General features: G+C 70.1%; 21 protein-coding genes, 1 tRNA gene, 1 other RNA gene and 1 pseudogene. 11 read left to right on the plus strand and 13 right to left on the minus strand.

Annotated features, from left to right (window positions below; all coding sequences use genetic code 11):
• Nucleotides 1-99: 99 nt before the first annotated feature.
• Complete coding sequence (locus BJY17_RS02855) at nucleotides 100-876, minus strand: hypothetical protein (RefSeq protein WP_179550043.1); 777 nt, start codon at nucleotides 874-876, stop codon at nucleotides 100-102.
• A gap of 79 nt (nucleotides 877-955) precedes the next feature.
• Here BJY17_RS02855 and BJY17_RS02860 point away from each other — a divergent pair, with 79 nt between their 5' ends.
• Nucleotides 956-2,749: a bifunctional 3'-5' exonuclease/DNA polymerase gene (locus BJY17_RS02860; protein ID WP_179550044.1), complete on the plus strand. Its 1,794-nt coding sequence runs from the start codon at nucleotides 956-958 to the stop codon at nucleotides 2,747-2,749.
• Here the strand turns inward: BJY17_RS02860 and BJY17_RS02865 are convergent.
• On the minus strand, nucleotides 2,728-3,384 hold the full coding sequence (locus BJY17_RS02865) for a PadR family transcriptional regulator (protein ID WP_179550045.1): 657 nt from the start codon (nucleotides 3,382-3,384) through the stop codon (nucleotides 2,728-2,730). The genes BJY17_RS02860 and BJY17_RS02865 overlap by 22 nt on opposite strands.
• Nucleotides 3,385-3,553: 169 nt before the next feature.
• Between BJY17_RS02865 and BJY17_RS02870 the strand changes: the two genes are divergently transcribed.
• On the plus strand, nucleotides 3,554-4,075 hold the full coding sequence (locus BJY17_RS02870; RefSeq protein ID WP_179550046.1) for a DUF3145 domain-containing protein: 522 nt from the start codon (nucleotides 3,554-3,556) through the stop codon (nucleotides 4,073-4,075).
• A 154-nt stretch (nucleotides 4,076-4,229) separates the two neighbouring features.
• Here BJY17_RS02870 and BJY17_RS02875 read toward each other — a convergent pair whose 3' ends face one another.
• The 6 genes from BJY17_RS02875 to aceE form a co-directional block, all read right to left on the minus strand.
• A complete protein-coding gene (locus BJY17_RS02875) occupies nucleotides 4,230-5,465 on the minus strand; it encodes a beta-ketoacyl-[acyl-carrier-protein] synthase family protein (RefSeq protein WP_179550047.1) in 1,236 nt (411 codons plus the stop codon).
• An 81-nt stretch (nucleotides 5,466-5,546) separates the two neighbouring features.
• Complete coding sequence (locus tag BJY17_RS02880; RefSeq protein ID WP_056008597.1) at nucleotides 5,547-5,795, minus strand: acyl carrier protein; 249 nt, start codon at nucleotides 5,793-5,795, stop codon at nucleotides 5,547-5,549.
• A 65-nt stretch (nucleotides 5,796-5,860) separates the two neighbouring features.
• Nucleotides 5,861-6,865 carry a beta-ketoacyl-ACP synthase III gene (locus tag BJY17_RS02885; protein WP_179550048.1) on the minus strand — a complete coding sequence of 335 codons (1,005 nt, stop codon included), beginning with the start codon at nucleotides 6,863-6,865 and terminating at the stop codon, nucleotides 5,861-5,863.
• A 27-nt stretch (nucleotides 6,866-6,892) separates the two neighbouring features.
• Entirely contained in the window at nucleotides 6,893-7,813 is a 921-nt protein-coding gene (locus BJY17_RS02890) for an ACP S-malonyltransferase (RefSeq protein ID WP_179550049.1), read from the minus strand.
• 91 nt (nucleotides 7,814-7,904) lie between these two features.
• Nucleotides 7,905-9,119, minus strand: coding sequence for a PucR family transcriptional regulator (locus tag BJY17_RS02895; RefSeq protein WP_115958085.1), 1,215 nt, complete (start codon nucleotides 9,117-9,119; stop codon nucleotides 7,905-7,907).
• 11 nt (nucleotides 9,120-9,130) lie between these two features.
• Nucleotides 9,131-11,857, minus strand: a complete 2,727-nt coding sequence (gene aceE / locus BJY17_RS02900; RefSeq protein ID WP_179550050.1) for a pyruvate dehydrogenase (acetyl-transferring), homodimeric type — start codon at nucleotides 11,855-11,857, stop codon at nucleotides 9,131-9,133.
• Between the two features lie 175 nt (nucleotides 11,858-12,032).
• Here aceE and BJY17_RS02905 point away from each other — a divergent pair, with 175 nt between their 5' ends.
• Nucleotides 12,033-12,488, plus strand: a complete 456-nt coding sequence (locus BJY17_RS02905) for a peroxiredoxin (RefSeq protein ID WP_376866119.1) — start codon at nucleotides 12,033-12,035, stop codon at nucleotides 12,486-12,488.
• A gap of 39 nt (nucleotides 12,489-12,527) precedes the next feature.
• Here BJY17_RS02905 and BJY17_RS02910 read toward each other — a convergent pair whose 3' ends face one another.
• Nucleotides 12,528-13,229, minus strand: a complete 702-nt coding sequence (locus BJY17_RS02910) for a hypothetical protein (protein WP_246303638.1) — start codon at nucleotides 13,227-13,229, stop codon at nucleotides 12,528-12,530.
• Between the two features lie 54 nt (nucleotides 13,230-13,283).
• Here BJY17_RS02910 and BJY17_RS02915 point away from each other — a divergent pair.
• Nucleotides 13,284-13,356: transfer RNA gene (locus BJY17_RS02915), tRNA-Val, on the plus strand.
• A 63-nt stretch (nucleotides 13,357-13,419) separates the two neighbouring features.
• Here the strand turns inward: BJY17_RS02915 and BJY17_RS02920 are convergent.
• Nucleotides 13,420-14,091 (minus strand): helix-turn-helix transcriptional regulator, encoded by a 672-nt coding sequence (locus BJY17_RS02920; RefSeq protein WP_179550051.1) that lies wholly within the window; start codon nucleotides 14,089-14,091, stop codon nucleotides 13,420-13,422.
• Nucleotides 14,092-14,228: 137 nt separating this feature from the next.
• Between BJY17_RS02920 and BJY17_RS02925 the strand changes: the two genes are divergently transcribed.
• The 5 genes and pseudogenes from BJY17_RS02925 to rnpB all read left to right on the plus strand — a co-directional run bounded on the left by BJY17_RS02925 (nucleotide 14,229) and on the right by rnpB (nucleotide 18,312).
• The gene (locus BJY17_RS02925; protein WP_322789727.1) at nucleotides 14,229-15,458 is read left to right on the plus strand and encodes an NAD(P)/FAD-dependent oxidoreductase; all 1,230 of its coding nucleotides are present in this window, start codon (nucleotides 14,229-14,231) and stop codon (nucleotides 15,456-15,458) included.
• 80 nt (nucleotides 15,459-15,538) lie between these two features.
• A pseudogene (gene ribA / locus BJY17_RS02930) lies at nucleotides 15,539-16,159 on the plus strand (GTP cyclohydrolase II); the annotation flags it as partial.
• A 74-nt stretch (nucleotides 16,160-16,233) separates the two neighbouring features.
• Nucleotides 16,234-17,052, plus strand: coding sequence for a Nif3-like dinuclear metal center hexameric protein (locus BJY17_RS02935; protein WP_179550054.1), 819 nt, complete (start codon nucleotides 16,234-16,236; stop codon nucleotides 17,050-17,052).
• Nucleotides 17,053-17,110: 58 nt separating this feature from the next.
• Complete coding sequence (locus tag BJY17_RS02940) at nucleotides 17,111-17,848, plus strand: zinc ribbon domain-containing protein (protein ID WP_179550055.1); 738 nt, start codon at nucleotides 17,111-17,113, stop codon at nucleotides 17,846-17,848.
• An 86-nt stretch (nucleotides 17,849-17,934) separates the two neighbouring features.
• Nucleotides 17,935-18,312: RNase P RNA component class A (gene rnpB, locus BJY17_RS02945), an RNA gene on the plus strand.
• A gap of 50 nt (nucleotides 18,313-18,362) precedes the next feature.
• Here the strand turns inward: rnpB and ppgK are convergent.
• The gene (gene ppgK, locus BJY17_RS02950) at nucleotides 18,363-19,115 is read right to left on the minus strand and encodes a polyphosphate--glucose phosphotransferase (RefSeq protein ID WP_179550056.1); all 753 of its coding nucleotides are present in this window, start codon (nucleotides 19,113-19,115) and stop codon (nucleotides 18,363-18,365) included.
• 36 nt (nucleotides 19,116-19,151) lie between these two features.
• Nucleotides 19,152-20,015: a type I methionyl aminopeptidase gene (gene map / locus BJY17_RS02955; protein WP_179550057.1), complete on the minus strand. Its 864-nt coding sequence runs from the start codon at nucleotides 20,013-20,015 to the stop codon at nucleotides 19,152-19,154.
• Between the two features lie 11 nt (nucleotides 20,016-20,026).
• Here map and BJY17_RS02960 point away from each other — a divergent pair, with 11 nt between their 5' ends.
• Nucleotides 20,027-20,212, plus strand: coding sequence for an SPOR domain-containing protein (locus BJY17_RS02960; RefSeq protein ID WP_056008634.1), 186 nt, complete (start codon nucleotides 20,027-20,029; stop codon nucleotides 20,210-20,212).
• 48 nt (nucleotides 20,213-20,260) lie between these two features.
• On the opposite strand, the gene panB is transcribed toward BJY17_RS02960, so the two are convergent.
• The gene (panB, locus tag BJY17_RS02965; RefSeq protein ID WP_179550058.1) at nucleotides 20,261-21,145 is read right to left on the minus strand and encodes a 3-methyl-2-oxobutanoate hydroxymethyltransferase; all 885 of its coding nucleotides are present in this window, start codon (nucleotides 21,143-21,145) and stop codon (nucleotides 20,261-20,263) included.
• 99 nt (nucleotides 21,146-21,244) lie between these two features.
• On the opposite strand from panB, the gene BJY17_RS02970 reads away from it, so the two are divergent.
• Entirely contained in the window at nucleotides 21,245-22,600 is a 1,356-nt protein-coding gene (locus BJY17_RS02970) for a glutamine synthetase family protein (RefSeq protein WP_074259147.1), read from the plus strand.
• Nucleotides 22,601-22,603: the final 3 nt, after the last annotated feature.

Below are 22,603 nucleotides of genomic sequence, written 5' to 3' on the forward strand. Positions count from 1 at the left end.
GGGTGCTCGGGTCGACTCACCCTATCGGTCGGGCGCGCTCCGTGCAGCACGGTCTCCACAGGGCGTCGGCGCGAGATGCGTGAACGGCGTCGTCGACGGTCACATGGCGTGCTGCTGCGGGATGAGGAGGCGCTCGACCGCAGCGTCGCCGCGGATGCGCCGCATGAGCGCGACGACCTCGTCGACGACGGCGAGGGTGAGGCCGCGGCATACGATGCTGTACGGCCCGAGGGCTTCGAGCCCGCCGGCCCTGATGCGGATGACCTCCCAGCCGACCTCGCGCAGCACCTCGTCTTTCTCGATGTCGGACGCCTCTTTCAGGCCGAGGTGGGCGCGTCTCGATCGGCCGGGATCGTCGTACTCGATGGCGATGCGAAGCTGCGGCACGAGGATGTCGGGCCAGACCTCCTGCTTGCCGTAGAACATGCGCGCGGTGCGCACGGCGTTGACGCGATGGTGGAGGCGGATGCGTTCGCCGAGGAGCATGCGCAACCGCTGCTCGACCTGGGAGGTGCCGAGTCTCAGACCCGGTTTCATGAAGGCGACGCCGGCCTCGCGCCGCGCACCGGGCGCTGCCGCGTTCGACCGGCACTTGGCACAGCTCGGGCCGGTCAGCACCTCGCCCACCGTGGCGGGGTATCGATCGTGCCCGCGGGCGCAGCGCCAGTCGTAGCTCGCTCCGATGCGCGTCTCGCGGGCGAGCGCGGCGCGCTGCGGGGGAGCGACGCGTGAGAGCAGCTCGGCGCGCGAGCGCTGCGTCTCGTGCAGCAGCATGCAGAGGGGGCACACGCGGGAGAGCGCGACGGCACCGGCAGCGCCCGCCTCGGCGCCGTGCCCGCATCGGAAGCTCACCGCGACCATCGACGCCGCCCGCATTCGTCCATGGGCTCGATCATCGCCGCTGCCACCGACATGATGCGCTCGGCATGTCGGACGCACGGGCGAGAATGGGAGCATGCGGATCGTGGTCGGTGCGATGGGGCCCGGCCGGGTCGCACTGGTCGACCCCTCGGTCTCGATCGCACCGTTCGACACGGTGCCGCTGCACGACCTCCCGGGCGTTGTCCGCGCCCTCGAGGCGACTCACCGCCCCCGTTGGATCTGGGCCGACACCCGTCGCTGGTACCCCCGCCTCCTCGCCGAGGGAGTGCGCGTCGAGCGCTGCCACGACCTCGTGCTCGCCTCCGCGATCCTCGACCACTCGACTGCGACGACGGCGGCTCGCGATGACGGCATGTACGCGCGGCCCGAATGGCTGCCGCTCGGGCCGGCCGAGGCCGGGCAGCCGATACCTGCCGTGCCCGCGGCATCCGCTGCGCACTCGGCGCTCTTCGAGCTGCTCGACTTCGACGGCGAGGCGGATGCCGCGGCGCCCGAGACCGCAGCAGGCCCTCGCGACGTGCTCGGGGTGCCGGTCGACGCGGTGCTCGCCGAGCACGCACGGCAACTGGCGCTCGTCGCCGCGTCCGAGCGGCCGGGCGCGCTCCGCCTGCTGCTCGCGGCCGAGTCCGCCGGCGCGCTCATCGGCGCCGAACTGCACGCCGCCGGGTTGCCGTGGCACCGCGGCGTGCACGAGCGCGTGCTCGAGACCGAACTCGGACCGAAGCCCGCTCCCGGTCGCAAGCCCGCCCGCATGGAGGAGCTCGCGACCGAGGTGCGAACCCTGCTCGGCGCCCCCGCCGTGAACCTCGACTCCCAGGTCGACCTGTTGAAGGCACTGCGCCGTGCCGGCATCCAGGTCGAGTCGACGAGCCGCTGGGAGTTGCGCGAGCACGACCATCCGGCGATCGAACCGCTCGTCGCCTACAAGAAGCTCGCCCGGCTGCTCAGTGCGAACGCGTGGTCCTGGCTCGACGAGTGGGTGGTCGACGGCCGATTCCGGCCCGACTACGTTCCCGGCGGCACGGCCACCGGGCGATGGGCGACGTCGGGCGGCGGTGCCCTGCAACTGCCGAAGAACGTGCGCAGCGCCGTCGTCGCCGACCCCGGCTGGACGCTCGTCGTCGCCGATGCCGCCCAGCTCGAACCGCGTGTGCTCGCGGGCCTGGCGCACGACCAGGCGATGGCCGCAGCAGGCAGGGGGCGCGACTTCTACAGCGGCATCGTGGGCGCGGGCGTCGTCGAGACGCGCGATCAGGCGAAGGTCGCCATCCTCGGCGCCATGTACGGGGCGACGACCGGCGAGAGCGGCCGGCTCGTGCCGCGCCTCGCACGCGCGTACCCGCGCGCGATGGCGCTCGTCGATCGCGCGGCGGCCGAGGGGGAGCGCGGCGCCAGCGTCACCACCCTGCTCGGCAGGTCGTCACCGGCTCCGGGTGCGGAGTGGCGCGCGACGCAGTCGCTGGCCTCCCAGCCCGATGCGACATCGGTCGACGAACGACGTGCGCGCTCGCGTGCCCGCGACTGGGGCCGCTTCACCCGCAACTTCGTCGTGCAGGGCACCGCGGCCGAGTGGGCACTCTGCTGGATGGCGGGCCTCCGATCGCGGCTCGTGTCGATCGCGGGCGATGCCCCCGGGCCCGGTGCGATCGCGTCCCGCTCTGGGCCGGCATTCGAGCGCATGCCGCACCTCGTCTACTACCTCCACGACGAGATCATCGTGCACACGCCGGCGGAATACGCCGACGACGTCGCGGCCGCGGTCGTGGAGTCGGCGACCGAGGCCGGCAGGCTGCTCTTCGGCGACTTTCCCGTGGAGTTCCCGCTCGACCTCGCGATCGTCGAGAGCTACGCCTCGGCCGACGCCTGAGCCGCGTTGGCCTCGGCGGCGAGTGACGCAGAGTCGGCCGACCGCGCCGACGGCCGCCGCCCGCGGCGTGGCCGCTCCATGCGGGGCGCGAAGGCGAGATCGTGCCGCGCGGTGAGCGAGGCGACCCCGTCGAGCCAGTCGAGCGCCGCCTGGGCGCGCGCGGCCTCGGCGGAGGCCGCCAGGGCGGCGAGTCGACGGGAGGCGACGGCGGTGCGGTCGTCGCGCTCTCCGTCGTCGACGGCGGCGCGAGCGGATGCCTCGAGCGCACGCTCCTGCCACCGCAGACGCTCGGCCTCGAGCACCGGGCCGACCTCGATGCTCGGCAGCGACGCCGCGACGAGCACCCGATCGACGGTCTCATCCCACGGGTCGCTGCCCGAGGCATCCGTGCCGGCGAACCAGGCCGACGTCGCAGCGGTGCCCGCCTTCGTCGCGCGATAGAGCGGGAGGCCGTCATCGGTGGCACCCGCGGACTCCACGAGGCCCTGCTTGCCGAGCCGCTCGAGCGTCGCGTAGCTCTGGCCGACGTTGACGTCGCGACGCCCCCCGGTGCGCTCGGCGAGGTCGCCGTGCAGTTGGAACCCGTACCCCGGGCCCGCGGAGAGCAGGGCGAGCAGTGCGTCGCGAACAGCCATTCGTACTCCGATCGAAGTCAACGTTTCACCGAGTATATGGTTTCGCGCCTTGTCAATGAGCCTGATGCGGGGCATAATCGGCGGTGACGGCTCGCTCGTCGACAACCGAATACCGTCATCTGTCCGTTGAGGTCGTTGGGGAAGACGCACCTCGAGAACGGAGTATGAGATGACGAAGAATGCCACGCGGGCAGTGCGCACCGCGCGAGGCGTGCTGTTCGTGCACTCCTCGCCGAGGGCGCTGTGTCCACATGTCGAATGGGCCGCAGGCACCGCCCTCGGTGTCGCCGTGAACTTCGACTGGAACGAGCAGCCGGTGCTTCGCGGTGCCATGCGCGCGGAGTTCTACTGGGAGGGCGAGGCCGGCAGCGGCGCGAAGCTCGCCTCAGCGCTGCGCGGCTGGGAGCAGCTGCGTTTCGAGGTGAGCGAAGACCCGACACCCGGTTCCGACGGTGCACGATGGATGCACACCCCGGAGCTCGGCGTCTTCTTCGCCCAGACCGACACCGCGGGCAACGTCGTGGTGCCCGAAGACCGCATCCGCTATGCGATGGACGTCGGCGGTACCGACCCCATCGAACTGCATCGCGAACTGCGCCTCGCCCTCGGGCAGGCCTGGGACGACGAACTCGAGCCCTTCCGTCACGCGAGCGACTTCGCCCCGGTCGTCTGGTTGCACCAGGTGGGCTGAGCGAGCCTCGGTCCGCCGGCGGCGTGACGCGAAGTCGGATGCCTCTTCCCGGCGGCGCATGAGCGAAACCCTCGGACCGTGCACGAGAAGACCCCGGCGCAGGCACTGCGACCGGGGTCTTCTCATACGTGCGCCGGGCGGGCCCGGAGTTCGTCTACGGCGTGCGGATCGCGACGACCGCGTTGTGGCCGCCGAAGCCGAACGAGTTGCTGATCGCGAGCTGCGGCCCGTCTCCGAGCGGCTGCGGCTCGCCCGAGACGCGCAGCGGGATCTCGGGATCCTGCGTGGTGAGGTTGATCGTCGGCGGCGCCAGTCGGTTCTGGAGCGCGAGCACCGTGAACACCGCTTCGAGCGCCCCGGTGCCGCCGAGCAGGTGCCCGGTGGAGGCCTTCGTGGCGGAGACGGGGATCTCGTGCACGCGATCGCCGAAGACGTTGCGCAGCGCCGTGTACTCGGCGATGTCGCCGACGGGCGTGCTCGTCGCGTGGGCGTTGATGTGCGTCACGTCGTCGACCGTCGCACCGGCCTGTGCGAGTGCGTCGAGCACCGCCCGGCTCGCGCCGCGGCCCTCGGGGTCGTTCGCGGTGATGTGGTACGAGTCGGCGCTCACCGAACCGCCCGCGAGCTCCGCGTAGATGCGGGCGCCGCGCGCGAGGGCGTGCTCCTCGGTCTCGAGCACGAGGCTCGCGGCACCCTCGCCCATGACGAAGCCGTCGCGGTCGACGCTGTACGGGCGTGAGGCGTGAGCCGGGTCGTCGTTGCGTCGCGAGAGCGCCTGCATCGACGAGAAGGAGGCCAGCGTGATGGGGTGCACTGCGGACTCGGAGCCGCCGGCGATGACGACGTCGGCGTAGCCGAGCTGGAGGTGCTCGTAGGCGTTCGCGAGCGACTCGGTGCTCGATGCGCAGGCCGACGCCACCGTACGTGCGAACGCGCGGGCCTCGAAGTGCATCGAGATCGCGGCGGATGCGGCGTTCGGCATGAGCATCGGCACGGTCATCGGCAGCACACGGCGGGGGCCGCGTTCACGCAGCGTGTCCCACGCGTCGAGCAGGGTCCAGATGCCGCCGATACCGGTGGCGTAGTCGACGCCGAGGCGTTCGGGGGCGACATCGGGTGAGCCGGCGTCGGCCCACGCCTCCTTCGCGGAGATCAGGGCGAACTGGCTCGACGGGTCGAGTCGCTTCGCGACAGGTCGCTCGAGCACCTCTTCGGGCCGAACCTTCGCCTCGGCGGCGAAGGTGACGGGCAGCTCGTACTTCGCGACCCAGTCGTGCTCGAGCGAGCGCGCACCGGACTCGCCGGCGAGCAGGGCGTTCCAGCTCTCAGGGGCGGTGCCGCCGAGCGGCGAGGTCGCACCGATGCCGGTGATGACGATCTTCTTGGTCATTCGAGAAACACTCCGATGGAGGAAATGGTCACACTGATCGAGCGGGCCGGGCGGAAGGCGCCGGCCCGCTCCACGCAGCTGCTAGGCCTGGGCCTTGACGATGAAGGTGACGGCGTCGCCGACGGTCTTCAGGTTCTTGACCTCTTCGTCGGGGATCTTCACGTCGAACTTCTCTTCGGCGTTGACGACGATCGTCATCATGGAGATCGAGTCGATGTCGAGGTCGTCGGTGAACGACTTGTCCAGCTCAACCGTGTCGGTCGCAATGCCGGTCTCGTCGTTGATGAGCTCGGCCAGGCCGGCAAGCACTTCTTCGGTGGACAATGCCATTGTTCTTCTCCTTGGGGGTGTCTCGTTTGACCGAGAGACAGTCTAGATGGACAGGGGGAGGTGGTTCAGGGAAGAACCACCACTTGGGCGCCGAACACGAGTCCGGCGCCGAAGCCGATCTGGAGGGCGAGGCCTCCGGAAAGTTCAGGGTGCTCCTCGAGCAGGCGGTGCGTCGCGAGCGGGATCGAGGCGGCGGAGGTGTTGCCCGTCGTCGCGATGTCGCGGGCGATGACGACCGTCTCGGGCAGCTTCAACTGCTTGGCGAACTCGTCGATGATGCGCATGTTCGCCTGGTGGGGGATGAAGGCGGCGAGGTCGTCGGACGTCACGCCCGCGGCATCCAGCGCCTGCTTCGCGACCTTCGCCATGTCCCACACGGCCCAGCGGAAGACCGTCTGGCCCTCTTGACGGAGCGTCGGCCATTCGGCCGCGCCGTCGCGGAACTCGGTGAGGGTGCCGTTCATGCCGACCGCGCCCGCCTTCGAGCCGTCGGAGCCCCAGATGGTGCGCGCGATGCCGGGCGTCTCGCTCGGGCCGACGATGACGGCGCCGGCGCCGTCGCCGAGGAGGAAGGAGATCGAGCGGTCGGTCGGGTCGACGACGTCGGAGAGCTTCTCGGCCCCGATGACGAGGGCGTAGGTCGCGGCGCCCGAGCGGATCAGCGCGTCGGCCTGCGCGACCGCGTAGGCGTAGCCCGCGCAGGCGGCGTTCATGTCGTACGCCGCGGCGGGGTTCGCGCCGACGCGGTCGGCGACGACGGCCGCCATCGACGGGGTCTGCTGCACGTTGGAGATGGTCGCGATGATGACGAGGTCGATGAGCTCGGGGGCGATGCCCGACTTCTCGATCGCCTCACGGGCAGCGGTCGTGGCCAGGTCGGTCGCCGAGACGTCTGCGCCGGCACGCGTGCGCGTCACGATGCCCGTGCGCTGCTGGATCCACTCGTCGGACGAATCGATCGGGCCGATCAGGTCGGCGTTGGGCACCGCGTTCTCGCCGCGCGCCGCGCCGACGGCGTAGATGCGCGTGAAGGCAGGCCCGTGCGCCTGCTGGAGGGTGGGATTCGTCATGCTCGGCTTTCTCAACTCGTCGCCGGCTCAGGCGTGCTGCTCGATGAGCTCGATCGCGGCCGACAGGTCTTCGGGAGTCTTCACGGCGACCGTCGGCACGCCCTTGAGTGCGCGCTTCGCCAGGCCGACGAGGGCGCCGGCCGGTGCGAGTTCGATGATGCCCGTGACTCCTGCCGCTTGGAAGGACTCCATGCAGCGATCCCAGCGTACGGGGGAGGACACCTGGCCGACGAGCAGGTCGAGGAATGCGGCACCGGATGTCACGGCTGCGCCATCGCGGTTGGTCCAGAGCGGGAGCGTCGGATCTGCCGGGGTGAGGCCGGCCGCGACGGCCGCGAGACGGTCGACCGCCGGGCGCATGTAGCGGGTGTGGAAGGCGCCGGCGACCTGCAGCGGGATGACCCGTGCACCTGCCGGGGGCTCGGCCTTCAGCGCCTCGAGGGCGTCGAGCGCGCCGGCGACGACGATCTGGCCGCCGCCGTTGAAGTTGGCGGGCTCGAGGCCGAGCTCGTCGAGACGGGGGAGCAGGGCCGCTTCGTCGGCGCCGATGACCGCGCTCATGCCGGTCGGCACGAGCGCAGCGGCATCCGCCATCGCCCGGCCGCGTTCGGCGACGAAGCGGATCGCGTCGGTCTCGCTGAGCACGCCGGAACCGGCGGCAGCGGTGATCTCGCCGACCGAATGGCCGGCGATGCCGCCGATGCGCGCCGCACGGCCGTCGGCCAGCAGCGAACCGAGCGTCAGGATGCCGGCCGCGACGATGAGCGGCTGAGCGATCGCCGTGTCGCGGATCGTGTCGGCGTCCGCTTCGGTGCCGAAGTGCGCGAGATCGAGCCCCGCGGCATCGGACAGCACCGACAGCCGTTCGGCGTAGGCCGGGTCGGCCAGCCAGGGAGCGAGGAATCCGGGGGTCTGAGAGCCCTGTCCAGGGCAGACGACGACGATCACCACCCCAGTCTGCCAACCGGCGCGCGACCCGGGGTGTGCACACGCGACAAGCTCTCGGCGGAAGCCTTGTACGAACGGTACAGAAGTCGGGTCAGCTGGTGGGTCGTCGGCGCGGGGCCAGCTCGTGATCGCTCATCGAACCGATGATGAGCGCCGACTGCAGGATCAGCGCTTCGCGTGCACCCGTCGCATCCCAGCCGATGACGTCGGAGACGCGCTTCAGGCGGTAGCGCACGGTGTTGGGGTGCACGAAGAGCTCACGTGCCGTGGCCTCGAGCGAACGCCCGTTGTCGAGGTAGCTCCACAGCGTGGTGAGGAGTTCGGTCGAGTGGGCCTGCAGCGGCCGATAGATGCGGTGCACGAGCGTCGCCCGGGCGAGCGGGTCGCCGGCCAGTGCGCGTTCGGGCAGCAGGTCGTCGGCGTGCACCGGTCGGGGTGCGTGCCGCCAGGAGCGGGCGACCGCGAACCCGGCGAGTGCCGCCTTCGCACTCTTCGAGGCGTCGACGAGGTTCGGCACGGCGTGACCGAGCACGAGGTGCCCGGGGCCGAAGTGCGGCTCGAGCTGGCTCGCGATCTCCATGAAGGTGAGCGCGGGAGCGGTGCCGATCGCCTCTTCCGCCTCGCGGGCGAGGGGGTCGGCACGACCGATCACGAGCACGAGGCGGTTGCCCTGCACGCCGATGAGCACATCGGCGTGCATGTGACGGGCCGCCCGGCGCACGTGGTCGACGTCGAGCTGCTTCGGCGCCGTGCCCACGAGCACCGACACCTCGCCGTGTCCGTGCCAGCCGAGGGCCGCGATGCGGCTCGGCAGTTCGTCGTCGGCCTCGCCGGAGAGGATCGAGTCGACGACGAGGGCTTCGAGACGGGCATCCCAGAGGCCACGCGCCTCGGCGGCGCGGGCGTACACGTCGGCGGCCGCGAAGGCGATCTCCCGCGAGTAGAGGAGGATCGCCTCGCGGAGGGGCTCGCCGCCGTCCTTCACGCGGTCTTCGACGACCTCGACCGTCACCCGGATGAGCTGCAGCGTCTGCTGCAGGCTCACCGAGCGGAGCAGCTCGCGTGGAGCCGCCCCGAAGACATCGGCCGCGATCCACGGCGTGGACCGGGGGTCGTCGAACCACGCGACGAACGAGGAGATGCCGGCCTGGGCGACGAGGCCCACGGCGGAGCGACGGCTGGGTGGCATGTCGCCGTACCACGGCAACGTGTCTTCGAGACGCTTGAGCGTCGCCGTCGCGAGTTCGCCCGCGATGGTGCGCAACCATGCGAGCGTCTCCGCCTTCGTCTTGGGCCTCGTCGCCACCTCGTCGCCTGCTAGCTCTCTCCGCCGGCCGATCCGGTGGTGCCGGCGTTCACGTCGTGCAGGCGGTACTTCTCGATCGCCCGGGCGGGGAGTGAACGGTCGACCTCACCGCGGTCTGCGAGGAGTTCGAGCGTGCGGACGACGACCGACGGGCCGTCGATCTTGAAGAAGCGACGCGCGGCGGGGCGCGTGTCGGAGAACCCGAAGTCGTCGGCGCCGAGCGTGGCGTACTCGCCCGGCACGTAGGCGCGGATCTGGTCGGGCACCGCGTGCATGAAGTCCGAGACGGCGACGAACGGTCCGTTCGCCCCGGTCAGCTTCTGCGTGAGGTACGGAACCTGGCGCTCGGCGTCGGGGTTCAGGAAGTTGTGCTCGTCGGCGGCGAGGCCGTCGCGACGCAGCTCCGACCAGCTCGTGACCGACCAGACATCCGCCGACACGCCCCAGTCCTCTGCGAGGAGCTGCTGCGCCTCGAGGATCCACGGTACCGAGACACCGGAGGCGAGGAGCTGGGCCTTGGGCCCGGCGACATCCGACGTGCTCAGGCGGTGGATGCCGCGGACGATGCCGTCGACGTCCACGCCCTCGGGCTCGGCGGGCTGCACGAGCGGCTCGTTGTAGACCGTGAGGTAGTACATGACGTTCGGGTCGGCGTGCGAGCCGCCGTACATCCGCTCGAGTCCGGAGCGCATGATGTGCCCGATCTCGTAGCCGTAGGCGGCGTCGTACGAGACGACGGCCGGGTTGGTCGACGCGAGCAGCGGCGAGTGGCCGTCGGCGTGCTGGAGGCCTTCGCCGGTGAGGGTCGTGCGGCCGGCCGTGGCGCCGATGATGAACCCGCGGGCCATCTGGTCGCCGGCCGCCCACATCGCATCGCCCGTGCGCTGGAAGCCGAACATCGAGTAGAAGACGTAGACCGGGATCAGCGGCTCGCCCTGCGTCGAGTACGACGTGCCGACGTTCGTGAACGCCGCCATGGCGCCGGCCTCGTTGATGCCGACGTGGATGATCTGGCCCTGCGGGCTCTCCTTGTAGGCGAGGAGGAGCTCGCGGTCGACCGAGGTGTAGTGCTGGCCGTTCGGGTTGTAGATCTTCGCGGTCGGGAAGAACGCGTCGATGCCGAAGGTGCGCGCCTCATCGGGGATGATCGGCACGATGCGGTGGCCGAAGTCCTTCGAGCGGATCAGGTCTTTCAGCAGTCGCACGAACGCCATGGTCGTGGCGATCTCCTGCGTGCCGGAGCCCTTCTTCGCGATCGCGTAGACCGAGTCGTCGGGCAGCGAGATCGCCGTGTGGTTCGAGCGGCGCTCGGGCAGGTAGCCGCCGAGCTCGCGACGACGCTCGTGCAGGTACTGGATCGCCTCGTCCTGGTCGCCGGGCGTGTAGTACGGGGGCAGGTAGGGGTTCTCCTCGAGCTGCGCGTCCGTGATGGGGATGCGCATCTGGTCGCGGAACGTCTTGAGGTTGTCGAGGGTCATCTTCTTCATCTGGTGGGTCGCGTTGCGCCCCTCGAAGGCCGGACCCAGGCCGTAGCCCTTGATCGTCTTCGCCAGGATGACCGTCGGCTGGCCCTTGTGCTCGCTCGCGGCCTTGAACGCGGCGTAGACCTTGCGGTAGTCGTGGCCGCCGCGCTTGAGACCCCACACCTCGTCGTCGGACAGGTGCGAGACGAGCTCGAGGGCGCGCGGGTCGCGGCCGAAGAAGTTCTCGCGCACGTAGGCGCCCGACTCGGCCTTGTAGGTCTGGTAGTCGCCGTCGGGGGTGACGTTCATGAGATTGCGGAGCGCACCGTCGTGGTCGCGCGCGAGCAGGTCGTCCCACTCGCGGCCCCAGACGACCTTGATGACGTTCCAGCCGGCACCGCGGAAGAAGCTCTCGAGCTCCTGGATGATCTTGCCGTTGCCGCGCACGGGGCCGTCGAGGCGCTGCAGGTTGCAGTTGATCACGAAGTTCAGGTTGTCGAGGCCCTCGTTCGCGGCGACCTGCAGCTGGCCGCGGCTCTCGACCTCGTCCATCTCGCCGTCGCCGAGGAACGCCCAGACCTGCTGGTCGCTGGCGTCCTTGATGCCGCGGTTCGTCAGGTACTTGTTGAGCTGCGCCTGGTAGATCGCGTTGATCGGTCCGAGACCCATCGACACGGTCGGGAACTGCCAGAACTCCGGCATGAGGCGCGGGTGCGGGTACGACGAGAGGCCGTTGGGCGCGTGCGACTTCTCTTGACGGAAGCCGTCGAGCTGGTCGGCCGACAGCCGGCCCTCGAGGAACGCGCGAGCGTAGGTGCCGGGGGAGGCGTGGCCCTGCACGAAGATCTGGTCGCCGCCGCCGGGGTGGTCCTGGCCGCGGAAGAAGTGGTTGAAGCCGACCTCGTAGAGCGCGGCAGACGAGGCGTACGTCGAGATGTGGCCGCCGACGGCGATGCCGGGGCGCTGTGCGCGGTGCACGAGCACTGCGGCGTTCCACCGGATCCAGGCGCGGTACCGGCGCTCGATCTCCTCGTCGCCCGGGAACTCGGGCTCGTTCTCGGGAGCGATCGTGTTCAGGTAGTCGGTGGTCGGAACCATCGGCACGCCGAGGTGCAGTTCCTTCGAGCGCTTCAGCAGGCTCAGCATGATCTCTCGCGCGCGCTGGTGTCCCTTCTCGGCGACAAGCGCATCAAGGGATTCGGCCCATTCGGAAGTCTCTTCCGGATCGGCGTCCATCGCCTCGACCGAGTAGGGATCCTGGTCGTTGACAGTCACACTCGACCTCTCTCTTCAGCAGATCGTGCCTGCGGGGTGTGGGATGTGCGCACACCGAATGGGCCGGGTTCTCGGCCGGGCGGCACCACGCCATCCTAGTGATTCTATGCCCGCGGGGTGCGGGCTAGGCTGAGGCCTCGATCCGACCGAACGTCCCGTGGAAGGAAGCCGCCCCGTGATCCTCGTTCCCGGCGCTGCCGCGCCCGATTTCACGCTCGTGAACCAGTTCGGCCAGCCCGTGCAGCTCTCGGAGCTCAGGGGTCGCGCCGTGGCACTCGTGTTCTTCCCGCTGGCGTTCTCAGGCATCTGCCACGGCGAACTCTGCGAACTGCGCGACAACATCGCCATGTTCGAGGGGCCGGATGTCGCGCTGCACGCGATCTCGGTCGACTCGAAGCACACCCTGCGCGCCTGGGCCGAGCGCGAGGGCTACGACTTCCCGCTGCTCGCCGACTTCTGGCCGCACGGCGCGGTCGCGGACTCGTTCGGCGCCTTCGACGCTCGCACCGGGCTCGCCGAACGGGCGACGTTCCTGATCGATGGCGAGGGGGTCGTGGCGGCGAGCTTCGCGACGCCCCGCGGTGAGGCGCGGTCGCTCGAGCAGTACCGAACGGCGCTCGCGGCGCTCTGAGCGTGCGGCTGCGGCATCCGATCGCTCTGCCGTCGGAAGTCAGCCGAGGATGTTGACCGACCTGGCGATCACGAGCGCGAGGATGAGGAATCCGCCGAACGCCTGCAGCGCCATCAGGAGTTTGAAGCGCGGCGACAGCGGCATCGCGTCGGTCGCGCTGAACGCCATCGAGTTCGAGAGCGCCGAGTAGAAGTAGTCGACGAAGCGGGGCATCCAGTCGCGCACCGCCGAGGAGCGTGCGGCGACCTCGGTGACCGCGTCGTCGTCCTCGTCCTGCGGGAACCGGAGGTCAGCGGGCGGCAGGTCGGTGCGGGCCACCATCGTGCGCATGACCGGGCCGCCGCGATCGAGCTCCCAGTACAGGAGCGTGAATCCGATCACGTTCGCGACCCACACCTGCAGCGCCGCGAGGAGCAGGCCGTGCGCGTCGTCGGCCTCGCCGCCGGCGAGCGCCACGAGTAGGAGTACGAGCGTGAGCTGGTTCGCCACGACGAGGCCGCCGGCGAGGATGATCGACGTCCATTTCGTGAACGGGGTGAGCCGGGTGAGTCGGTGCGGATTCGAGATCAGGAGCGGAACGAGCAGCGCCAGGCCGAAGACGACGACGATGAAGCGCTGCGCGCCGAGGAACTCGTTCGGCAGCGCGGCGTACAGCGCGAGCGCAACGCAGACGGCGACGACGGAGGGCCATCGATGCTCCGACGGCGTGCTTCGACTCGGATGCTGCTGCATCGGCTCCATGGCCGTGAGTCTAGGCAGCTCGCGATAGCATGAGCGTGCGCCGCGCGCGGTCGCGGGCCTTTAGCTCAGTTGGTAGAGCGCCACGTTTACACCGTGGATGTCGTCGGTTCGAGCCCGGCAGGGCCCACACACGATGACAGACGGTGCTGCAGGCACGCCGGGGCGAACGAGCCGAGCGGATGCCGCCTGCCTACGCCGGGCCTGCGGCCACGAGTCGCACGCAGCAGTGCCCGATGCGAGGTTCGAGCACGACCGCTCGCGCCTCCTCGTCGACGCCTTCGGTGGCCCCCTGGAGGAGGGCCCGGTTCGCACCGCAGATCGTCGCGGTGTGGTTCTGCGCGACCCGGTGGAACGGGCAGTTGGTGAGGAGCAGCCCGTCGGCGCCGTCGTCGACGGGTTCGTAGCCGAGTCGCTGAAGCACCTCGGTCATCGAGTCGGAGGCCGAGCCGAGCGCCCGGCCGAGGTCGGTCGCGACGCGTTCGAGCGTCGGCCGGATCGGGCGGCCCGTGCGATCCGACTCTTCGACGGCCCGACTCAAGAGCTCGGCGGCGATGTCGTAGTGGCGTTCGGGCACTGAGACGGAGACCTCGCCGGAGGCGGCGCTGTAGAGCTTCGCGGGGCGCCCGGCGCCCGGTCCGGTGCGGCCGTTGCGACGTTGGAACTCGGTGACCAGCCACCCTGCCTCGACGAGCCGGTCGAGGTGGAACGCCGCGGTTCCGCGCGCCATGCCGAGCGCACGGGCTGCTTCGTCGCGGCCGACGGGCTCGGGCTGCCGGGCGACGAACTCGAGCAGCGCCCGCCGCTGCGGGTCTGCGATCGAGGCGACGGCCACCAGGGCGTCGTGCCGCGCGGAGTCGTCCATGCGGTCAGCCTAGCTCTATAACGGCGATTCTTGACGAAAGACGAGAATCTAAAACAGCAATCGTTGACTTAAGAATTCCCGACTCGTACAGTCGGGAACATGAGATGCGCTCGAGTCGCATCGAGAGGCGGGAGATCGTGACCGAGTCGCCGGGTTTCGTCATCGTCGGCGGGGGACTCGCCGGCGCCACCGCGGCGAAGACGCTCCGCGACGAGGGGTTCAGCGGCGAGATCCACCTGATCGCGGCCGAGCCGCATCATCCGTACATCCGGCCGCCGCTGTCGAAGGATTACCTCGCGGGCGCCGCAGAGCGCGACTCGGTGTTCGTCGAGTCGCCCGAGTGGTATCGCCGACATGACATCGACCTGCAGCTCGGCACCTCGGCGACGGCGCTCGACCCCCGCGCACAACGTGTGTCGCTCGACTCGGGTGCGTCGATCGAATACGACGCACTGCTGCTCGCGACCGGGTCGACCGCCCGTCGCCTGTCGATCCCCGGCGCCGATCTGCAGGGCGTGCGTACGCTTCGCACCCTCGATGACTCCGAAGCGCTGCACGACGAGCTCGCGGGTGGCGGCCGAAGACTCGTGCTGATCGGCTCGGGCTGGATCGGCATGGAGGTCGCCGCGACGGCGCGCACCCTCGGCAACGAGGTGACGATCCTCGAGCGCGACCCGGTGCCGCTCGCGAACGCGCTGGGCGACGAGCTCGGCGGCATGTTCGCCGAGCTGCACGTCGAGCATGGTGTCGAGCTGCGAACCTCCGTCGTCGTCACCGAGATCACGGGGGAGCAGGGTCGTGCCACCGGTGTTCGGCTCGACACCGGCGAGCGCTTCGCCGCCGACCTCGTGCTGGTCGGCGTCGGCGCGGTTCCGAACCTCGATCTGGCGCGCAACGCCGGCGCCGCGATCGGCTCGGGCGTGCTGACCGACGCGGCGCTCCGCACCGATCTGCCGAACGTGTACGCGGCGGGCGACATCGCCGAGGCGTACCATCCGCTCGCAGAGATGAGGCTGCGGAGCGAGCACTGGGCCAATGCGCTGCACGGTGGTGCCGCCGTCGCCCGCTCCATGCTCGGGCTCTCGGTCACCTACGACGACATCCCGTACTTCTACACCGACCAGTACGACCTGGGCATGGAGTACTCGGGCTTCGGCCCGCTGACCCGCGGCGCCGAGATCGTGTACCGCGGCGACCCTGCTGCCCGGGAGTTCATCTCGTTCTGGCTCTCCGGTGGCCGAGTGGTCGCGGGAATGAACGTCAACGTGTGGGACGTGAACGAGGCGGTGCAGGGCGTCATCCGGCGCGGCGACCCGGTCGACCCGGCGCGCCTCGCCGACGAGCGGATTCCATTGGAGGAGCTGTGAGTCCCTCGACCGCACTCGAGCGCGCACGAACCGGAAGGCGATGACGGATGCCGCACCAGATCGAGACCGCTCGTGAGCCGGCGCCCGTGGCCGTGGAGCCCGGGGTCGCCGGACGCGTCGCCTTCGAAGTCGAGACCGAGATCCCGACCGCGCACGGGCCGTTCCGCTTCCGCGTATATCGCGATCGGGCCACGGGCGACGAGCACCTGGCGATCGTCTCCCTCGCACCCGTGACCCAGGGCGCCCTCGTGCGCGTGCACTCCGAGTGCCTGACGGGCGAGGTGTTCGCGTCGGAGAAGTGCGAGTGCGGCCCGCAGCTCGATGCCGCCCTCGAGCGGATCGCGGACGGCGGAGTCGTCGTCTACCTCCGCGGGCACGAGGGACGCGGCATCGGCCTCGTCGCCAAGCTCAAGGCCTATCGCCTGCAGCAGTCGGGCCTCGACACGCTCGACGCCAACCTCGCGCTCGGCCTGCCCGCCGACGATCGCGAGTACGCGGCCGCTGCGGCGATCCTCGACGATCTCGGCCTGCACTCGGTACGGCTGCTCACGAACAACCCCGACAAGATCACCCAGCTGACCGGCCACGGCATCGAGGTGGTCGAACGCGTGCCCCTCGTGACGGGCGCCGCTCCCGCCAACCTCGCGTACCTCAGGGCGAAGCGCGACCGGATGGGGCACCTGATCCCCGCCGACACCTGATCGACACGGGCGCGGAGTGGATGCGGCGCAGCGCCGCGCCGCGGCGTCGCGTGCTCCGAAGGTAGGCTGAGCGGGTGACCGCCACCCTCGCCGACCTGCTGACGACGATCGAACGTCTCTGGCCGATCGCGGGCGCGGAGTCGTGGGATTCCCCTGGCCTCGTGACCGGCGACCCGTCAGCCCCGGTGCGGCGCGTGCTCTTCACGGTCGACACCGTCGCCGAGACGGTCGACGAAGCGATCGCCGAGGGCGTCGATCTCGTCATCGCCCACCACCCGCTGCTCCTTCGCGGAGTCACCTCGGTCGCCGAAGACCGTTACAAGGGCTCGCTGATCGCGCGCCTGATCCGCGGCGACTGCGCAGTGGTCACCGCCCATACGAACGCAGATGTCGTCGCCGAAGGCACTTCGGCGGTACTGGCCGATCGGCTCGGACTCGTCGAGGCGCGGCCCATCCGGCCATCGCTCGACCCGTCGCTCGGACTCGGCCGCGTCGGTCGACTGCCCGAACCGACGACCGTCGGCCGCCTCGCCCGGGTGGTCGCCGACATCCTTCCCGCGACCGCGACCGGTGTCCGCGTCTCCGGAGGCTTCGACGACCCCGTCGAGACGGTCGCCGTGTGCGGCGGCGCAGGCGACTCGCTGCTCGGCGACCCGGCGGTTCGCGGAGCCGACGCGTACATCACGGCCGACCTCCGCCACCACCCGGCGTCCGAAGCGCGCGAGCAGGCGAAGCTCACGGGCGGCCCCGCGCTGCTCGACGTCTCGCACTGGGCGAGCGAATGGCTGTGGCTCGACGTCGCGGCCGCGCAGCTGCGCGCCGCCCATCCCGAGCTCGCCGTCGTCGTCTCCGAACTCCGCACCGACCCCTGGGACTTCCAGATCGTGCAGTGAACAGCAGCACCACCGACCACCGTCCTCACCGACGACCCGATCCCACGAGGAGCACCACGTGAAGGCCAGCCCCGCCGAACAAGAACAGCTGTTGCGGCTCCAGTCGCTCGACACCCGCCTCGCGCAGCTCGCGCACAAGCTCGGCTCGCTGCCGCAGGCCGGCCGGCTCGCCGAGTTCGCCGCCCGTGACCAGGCGGTGCGCGGCACCCGTGCCGAGGCACTCGGCACCCTCGAAGACGCGCGAGTCGAGCTCAAGCGCCTCGAGTCCGATGTCGCCGTCGTCGAAGCGCGCATCGCGCGCGACAGCGAGCGCCTGCAGCACACCTCGTCGGTGAAGGACGTCTCGGCGCTCGAGGCCGAGCTGGTCTCGCTCCGGCGTCGGCTGAACGATCTCGAGGAGCAGGAGCTCGTCGTCATGGAGCGCGTCGAGGAGGCCGACGTGGCCCTCTCGAGCATCGACCTGCAGCGCGACGCGATCGTCACCGAGGTCGCCGCCCTCGAGGCCGAGCGCGACGAGGCCGCGGGCGGACTCGGGGTCGAGCGCGAGCAGACCGAACGCGATCGTGCGGTCGTCGCCGAGGGCGTGGCCGAGCCGCTGCTCGCATTCTACGAGCAGCGCCGCGTGCGCGGCGGGGGAGTCGGCGCGGCCCTCCTGCGCGCCCGCACGTGCGGCGGCTGCGGCATCACGCTCACGGGTTCCGACCTCGAGTCGGTGCGCCGTGCGGTGCCCGACGAGGTCGTGCTGTGCCCCGAGTGCGACCGCATCCTGGTGCGCACCGACGAGTCGGGCCTCTGAGCCGCGCTCCGAGCTGACCGTCGGCGAGCGGGCCCGGATGCCGCGGCGATCCGGCCTCGCCCGCGACGGTAGACTCGAACCGCGAGTGGGTCGGCAAGACGGTCGCGTCGCACGGTTTCGACCGTGCGCCGAGGAACGTCCGGGCTCCACAGGGCAGGACGGTGGGTAACTCCCACCCGGGGCAACCCGCGAGACAGTGCCACAGAAAGCAGACCGCCCGGTGCGCAAGCGCCGGGTAAGGGTGAAACGGTGGGGTAAGAGCCCACCAGCGACCGCGGTGACGCGGTCGGCTCGGTAAACCTCGTCCGGAGCAAGGTCAGACAGGGAACGATGGGGCTGCCCGTCCCGTTCCCGGGTAGACCGCTGGAGGGCTGCGGCAACGTAGTCCCGAGAGAGATGGCCGTCCAGCCGGTGTCGCGAAAGCGCCCGGTGAACAGAACCCGGCGTATCAGCCGGCCCATTCGCACCTCAGGTACAGTGAGCGACGCGGGTGTGCGAGCAGGCGCGAGTCGCCCTAGTACGCCGCGAGCGACGCCGCACCGAGGATGCCCGCATTGTTGCGGTGCACGGCCGGCACGATCGGCGTCTTCAGATCGAGCAGGGGCAGGAACTGCTCGTGGTGCTTCGACACGCCGCCGCCGACGACGAAGAGGTCGGGCGAGAAGATGAACTCGACGTGCGCGTAGAAGCGCTGCAGCCGGGTCGCCCACTCCTGCCAGTCGAGCGAATCCCGCGCCATCGCCGAGTACGCGGCGTTCTTCTCGGCTTCGCGCCCGTCGAGCTCGATGTGCCCGAGCTCCGTGTTCGGCACGAGCACGCCGTCGTAGAGGAACGCGGAGCCGATGCCGGTGCCGAGCGTCGTCAGGATGACGAGGCCGTCGGCGTCGACCGCGGCGCCGTAGCGGGACTCGGCGTAGCCGGCGGCATCCGCATCATTGATGAAGTGGATCTCGCGACCGAAGGCGTCTTCGAAGAGCTCCTCGGCGGGTAGGCCGATCCACTCCTTCGAGATGTTGGCCGCCGAGAGCGTGCGGCCGTGCTTGACGATCGCCGGGAAGCACACGCCGAGGGGCAGCGCGTCGCCGAACTCGTCGGAGAGGCCGGCGAGCAGTTCGCCGGTCGCGGTCAGGATGTCGGCGGGGCGGCCTCCTTCGGGCGTCGCGACCTTGCGCCGTCCGGAGACGAGCTGCCCGGAGCCGAGGTCGACGACCGCGCCCTTGATGCCCGTTCCGCCGATGTCGATCCCGATCGCGTGCTGTGTCGCCATGTCGGCCACACTATCGCGGGGCCGTTCGGGTGCTGTTCAGGGAAGGGTCAGGATGTCGGCGCCTCGCTCGGTGACCACCAGGGTGTGCTCGAACTGGGCGGTGAGCGAACGATCACGTGTCACGACGGTCCAGTCGTCCGCCCAGACATCCCATTCGATGCCGCCGAGCGTGAGCATCGGCTCGATCGTGAAGATCATGCCCGGCTCCATGACGGTGTCGAACGCAGGGGCGTCGTAGTGGGGGATGATCAGCCCCGAGTGGAACGCGCGACCGACCCCGTGGCCCGTGTAGTCGCGCACGACGCCGTAGCCGAACCGCTTCGCGTACGCCTCGATCGCCCGGCCGATCACGTTGACCTGGCGGCCGGGTGCGACGGCGCGGATGCCGCGGTGCAGCGCCTCACGGGTGCGCTCCACGAGCTGGGAGGCCGCTTCGCTCGCCGCTCCGACCAGGTAGGTGTGGTTGAGGTCTCCGTGATAGCCGTCGAGATAGGCGGTGACGTCGATGTTCACGAGGTCGCCGTCGGCGAGCACGGTGTCGTCGGGGATGCCGTGGCAGATGACCTCGTTGACCGAGGTGCACGACGACTTCGGGAAGCCCCGGTAGCCGAGCGTCGACGGGTACGCGCCGTGCGCGACGACATACTCGTGTGCGATGCGGTCGAGTTCGTCGGTCGTGACGCCGGGACGGATCGCGGCGGACGCCGCCTCGATCGCACCCGCAGCGACACGCCCGGCCGCACGGACGAGCTCGACCTCTTCGGGCGTGTACCGATCGCCGCCGGAGTACGGCGCCGGCGCGCGCCTGCCGACGTACTCGGGTCGCGGGATCGATTCGGGCACCGCGCGAAGCGGCGACAGGCGGCCGGGGATCAGGTGGCCTGAGACGTCCTTGGGCATAGGATCAGCCTATGGCCGAGGATGTCGAGCACATGTTCTGGTACAACCTGAACACCGGTGAGGTGGAGCAGGGATTCGTGTCGCCGTCGGTCGATCGGGTGGGGCCCTTCGAGACCCGCGCCGAGGCCGAACGGGCCCTCGAGATCCTGCGCGCGAACAGCGCGAAATGGGCTGAAGAAGAGGCCGCCGAGGACTGAGCTCCTGCTGGTCGAGCCGTCGAGACCGAGGCTCGGCCGGCGGCGCGGCTACTCGTACGAGTGCTCGGAGTTCGGGTACACGCCGGCTTCGACGTCGGTGCGCCATTCCTTCGCGGCTGTACTCAGGATGCCCGACAGGTCGGCGTACTGCTTCACGAACTTCGGCACGCGACCGATCGTGAGGCCCGCCCAGTCGGTCCAGACGAGCAGTTGGCCGTCGGTGTGGGGGCCCGCGCCGACGCTGATGGTCGGGATGTCGAGGAGTTCGGTGACCTGCCGCGCGGCATCCGCCGGCACCATCTCGAGCACGACGGCGAACGCGCCCGCCTCCTGCACGGCCTTGGCGTCGGCCAGCAGCCGCTTGACGCCCTCGCCGCGTCCCTGGATGACGTGGCCGCCGAGGCCGTGCTCGCTCTGCGGCGTGTAGCCGATGTGCGCCATGACCGGGATGCCGGCACCCACGATGCGGCGGATCTGCTTGTGGCTGCGCTCACCGCCCTCGAGCTTCACGGCGTGCGCGCCGGTCTCCTTCATGAACCGCACCGCGGTGTGCAGCGCGTCTTCGGGCCCGTTCTCGTACGAGCCGAACGGCATGTCGGCCACGACGAAGGCGCGCTTGACCGCGCCGGCGACCGCGCGCGTGAGGGGGATCAGCTCGTCGACGGTGACGGGCAGCGTGGTCTCGTAGCCGAAGACGTTGTTGCCGGCCGAGTCGCCGACGAGCAGGAAGTCGATGCCGGCCTCGTCGAAGATGCGAGCGGTGAGCTGGTCGTAGCTCGTGAGCCCCGTGATCTTGATGCCGTCGCGCTTCGCATTCTGGAAGTGCCGGGTGCGCACGCGCTTCGGCCCTCCGGTCGCGGCGGCACCGCCGTAGGGGTTCTGCTCGGTGCCGGCCGACGTGTCGGATGCTGCGTTCTGGGGCTCGCCTGACATGGGGCAAGTCTGGCACACGCGACATCCGGTGCCGCCCTCGCGGAGCGCGCAAGGCAGCACCGCGAGCCAGTACGCTGAGAGGTGCGAGAGAGGGTGTGGATGGATAAGCAGCGCGACTTCGTTCTTCGCACGATCGAGGAGCGAGGGGTCAAGTTCGTCAGGCTCTGGTTCACCGACGTGGTCGGAACCCTGAAGTCGGTGGCGATCGCACCCGCCGAGGTCGAGGGTGCGTTCACCGAGGGCATCGGCTTCGACGGCTCGGCGATCGAGGGCCTCAGCCGCACGTTCGAGTCCGACCTGCTCGCGTACCCCGATCCGACGACGTTCCAGACGTTGCCGTGGCGCGGAGACATCGACCCCACCGCGCGCATGTTCTGCGACATCACGACGCCCGACGGCGAGCCCGCCGTCTCCGATCCGCGCAACGTGCTGAAGCGCACCCTCGCGCGTGCGGCCGATCGCGGCTTCACCTTCTACACGCACCCCGAGATCGAGTTCTACCTGCTCAAGTCGTCGAAGTACGGCGCCTCGGGCCCCGAGCCCGTCGACTCCGCCGGCTACTTCGACAACGTTCCGGGCGGCACCGCCCACGACTTCCGTCGTCGTTCGGTGCGCATGCTCGAAGACCTCGGCATCTCGGTCGAGTTCAGCCACCACGAGGCGGGTCCCGGCCAGAACGAGATCGACCTGCGGTACGCCGACGCGCTGACCACCGCCGACAACATCATGACGTTCCGCACCGTGATCAAAGAGGTCGCGATCGAGCAGGGCGTCTACGCGACGTTCATGCCGAAGCCGTTCTCCGGTCAACCCGGCAGCGGCATGCACACCCATATGTCGCTCTTCGAGGGCGATGCCAACGCCTTCTACGAGGCCGGTGCGCAGTACCAGCTCTCCAAGGTCGGCCGGCAGTTCATCGCCGGGCTGCTGACCCACGCTCCCGAGATCACGGCCGTCACCAACCAGTTCGTGAACTCGTACAAGCGCCTGTGGGGCGGCGTCGGGCCCGACAAGCTCGCCGAGGCGCCCAGCTTCGTCTGCTGGGGGCACAACAATCGTTCGGCGCTCGTGCGGGTGCCGTTGTACAAGCCCGGCAAGGGGCAGAGCGCCCGCGTCGAGTACCGTGCGATCGACTCCGCGGCGAACCCCTATCTCGCGTTCTCGCTGCTCCTCGCTGCGGGCATGAAGGGCATCGAAGAGGGCTACGAGCTCCCGCCCGAGGCCGAAGACGACGTGTGGGCGCTGACCGATCGTGAGCGACGGGCGCTCGGCTACGACCCACTGCCCGCGAGCCTCGACCACGCGGTCCAGCTCATGGAGGAGTCGGAGCTCGTCGCCGAGACGCTCGGCGAGCAGGTCTTCAACTACGTGCTGGCGAACAAGCGGGCCGAGTGGCGCGACTACCGCTCGGAGGTCACTCCGTTCGAGCTGAAGCGCAACCTCGAGATCCTCTGACGC

Origin of the sequence: Agromyces hippuratus (assembly GCF_013410355.1) — a bacterium.
In the GTDB taxonomy this organism is placed as follows: Bacteria; Actinomycetota; Actinomycetes; order Actinomycetales; family Microbacteriaceae; genus Agromyces; species Agromyces hippuratus.

Coding starts and splice junctions, on each gene's coding strand:
- BJY17_RS02855 (WP_179550043.1), bottom strand. CDS start 876: ATGCGGGCGGCGTCGATGGTCGCGGTGAGCTTCCGATGCGGGCACGGC.
- BJY17_RS02860 (WP_179550044.1), top strand. CDS start 956: ATGCGGATCGTGGTCGGTGCGATGGGGCCCGGCCGGGTCGCACTGGTC.
- BJY17_RS02865 (WP_179550045.1), bottom strand. CDS start 3,384: ATGGCTGTTCGCGACGCACTGCTCGCCCTGCTCTCCGCGGGCCCGGGG.
- BJY17_RS02870 (WP_179550046.1), top strand. CDS start 3,554: ATGACGAAGAATGCCACGCGGGCAGTGCGCACCGCGCGAGGCGTGCTG.
- BJY17_RS02875 (WP_179550047.1), bottom strand. CDS start 5,465: ATGACCAAGAAGATCGTCATCACCGGCATCGGTGCGACCTCGCCGCTC.
- BJY17_RS02880 (WP_056008597.1), bottom strand. CDS start 5,795: ATGGCATTGTCCACCGAAGAAGTGCTTGCCGGCCTGGCCGAGCTCATC.
- BJY17_RS02885 (WP_179550048.1), bottom strand. CDS start 6,865: ATGACGAATCCCACCCTCCAGCAGGCGCACGGGCCTGCCTTCACGCGC.
- BJY17_RS02910 (WP_246303638.1), bottom strand. CDS start 13,229: ATGGAGCCGATGCAGCAGCATCCGAGTCGAAGCACGCCGTCGGAGCAT.
- BJY17_RS02920 (WP_179550051.1), bottom strand. CDS start 14,091: ATGGACGACTCCGCGCGGCACGACGCCCTGGTGGCCGTCGCCTCGATC.
- ppgK (WP_179550056.1), bottom strand. CDS start 19,115: ATGGCGACACAGCACGCGATCGGGATCGACATCGGCGGAACGGGCATC.
- map (WP_179550057.1), bottom strand. CDS start 20,015: ATGCCCAAGGACGTCTCAGGCCACCTGATCCCCGGCCGCCTGTCGCCG.
- BJY17_RS02960 (WP_056008634.1), top strand. CDS start 20,027: ATGGCCGAGGATGTCGAGCACATGTTCTGGTACAACCTGAACACCGGT.
- panB (WP_179550058.1), bottom strand. CDS start 21,145: ATGTCAGGCGAGCCCCAGAACGCAGCATCCGACACGTCGGCCGGCACC.
- BJY17_RS02970 (WP_074259147.1), top strand. CDS start 21,245: ATGGATAAGCAGCGCGACTTCGTTCTTCGCACGATCGAGGAGCGAGGG.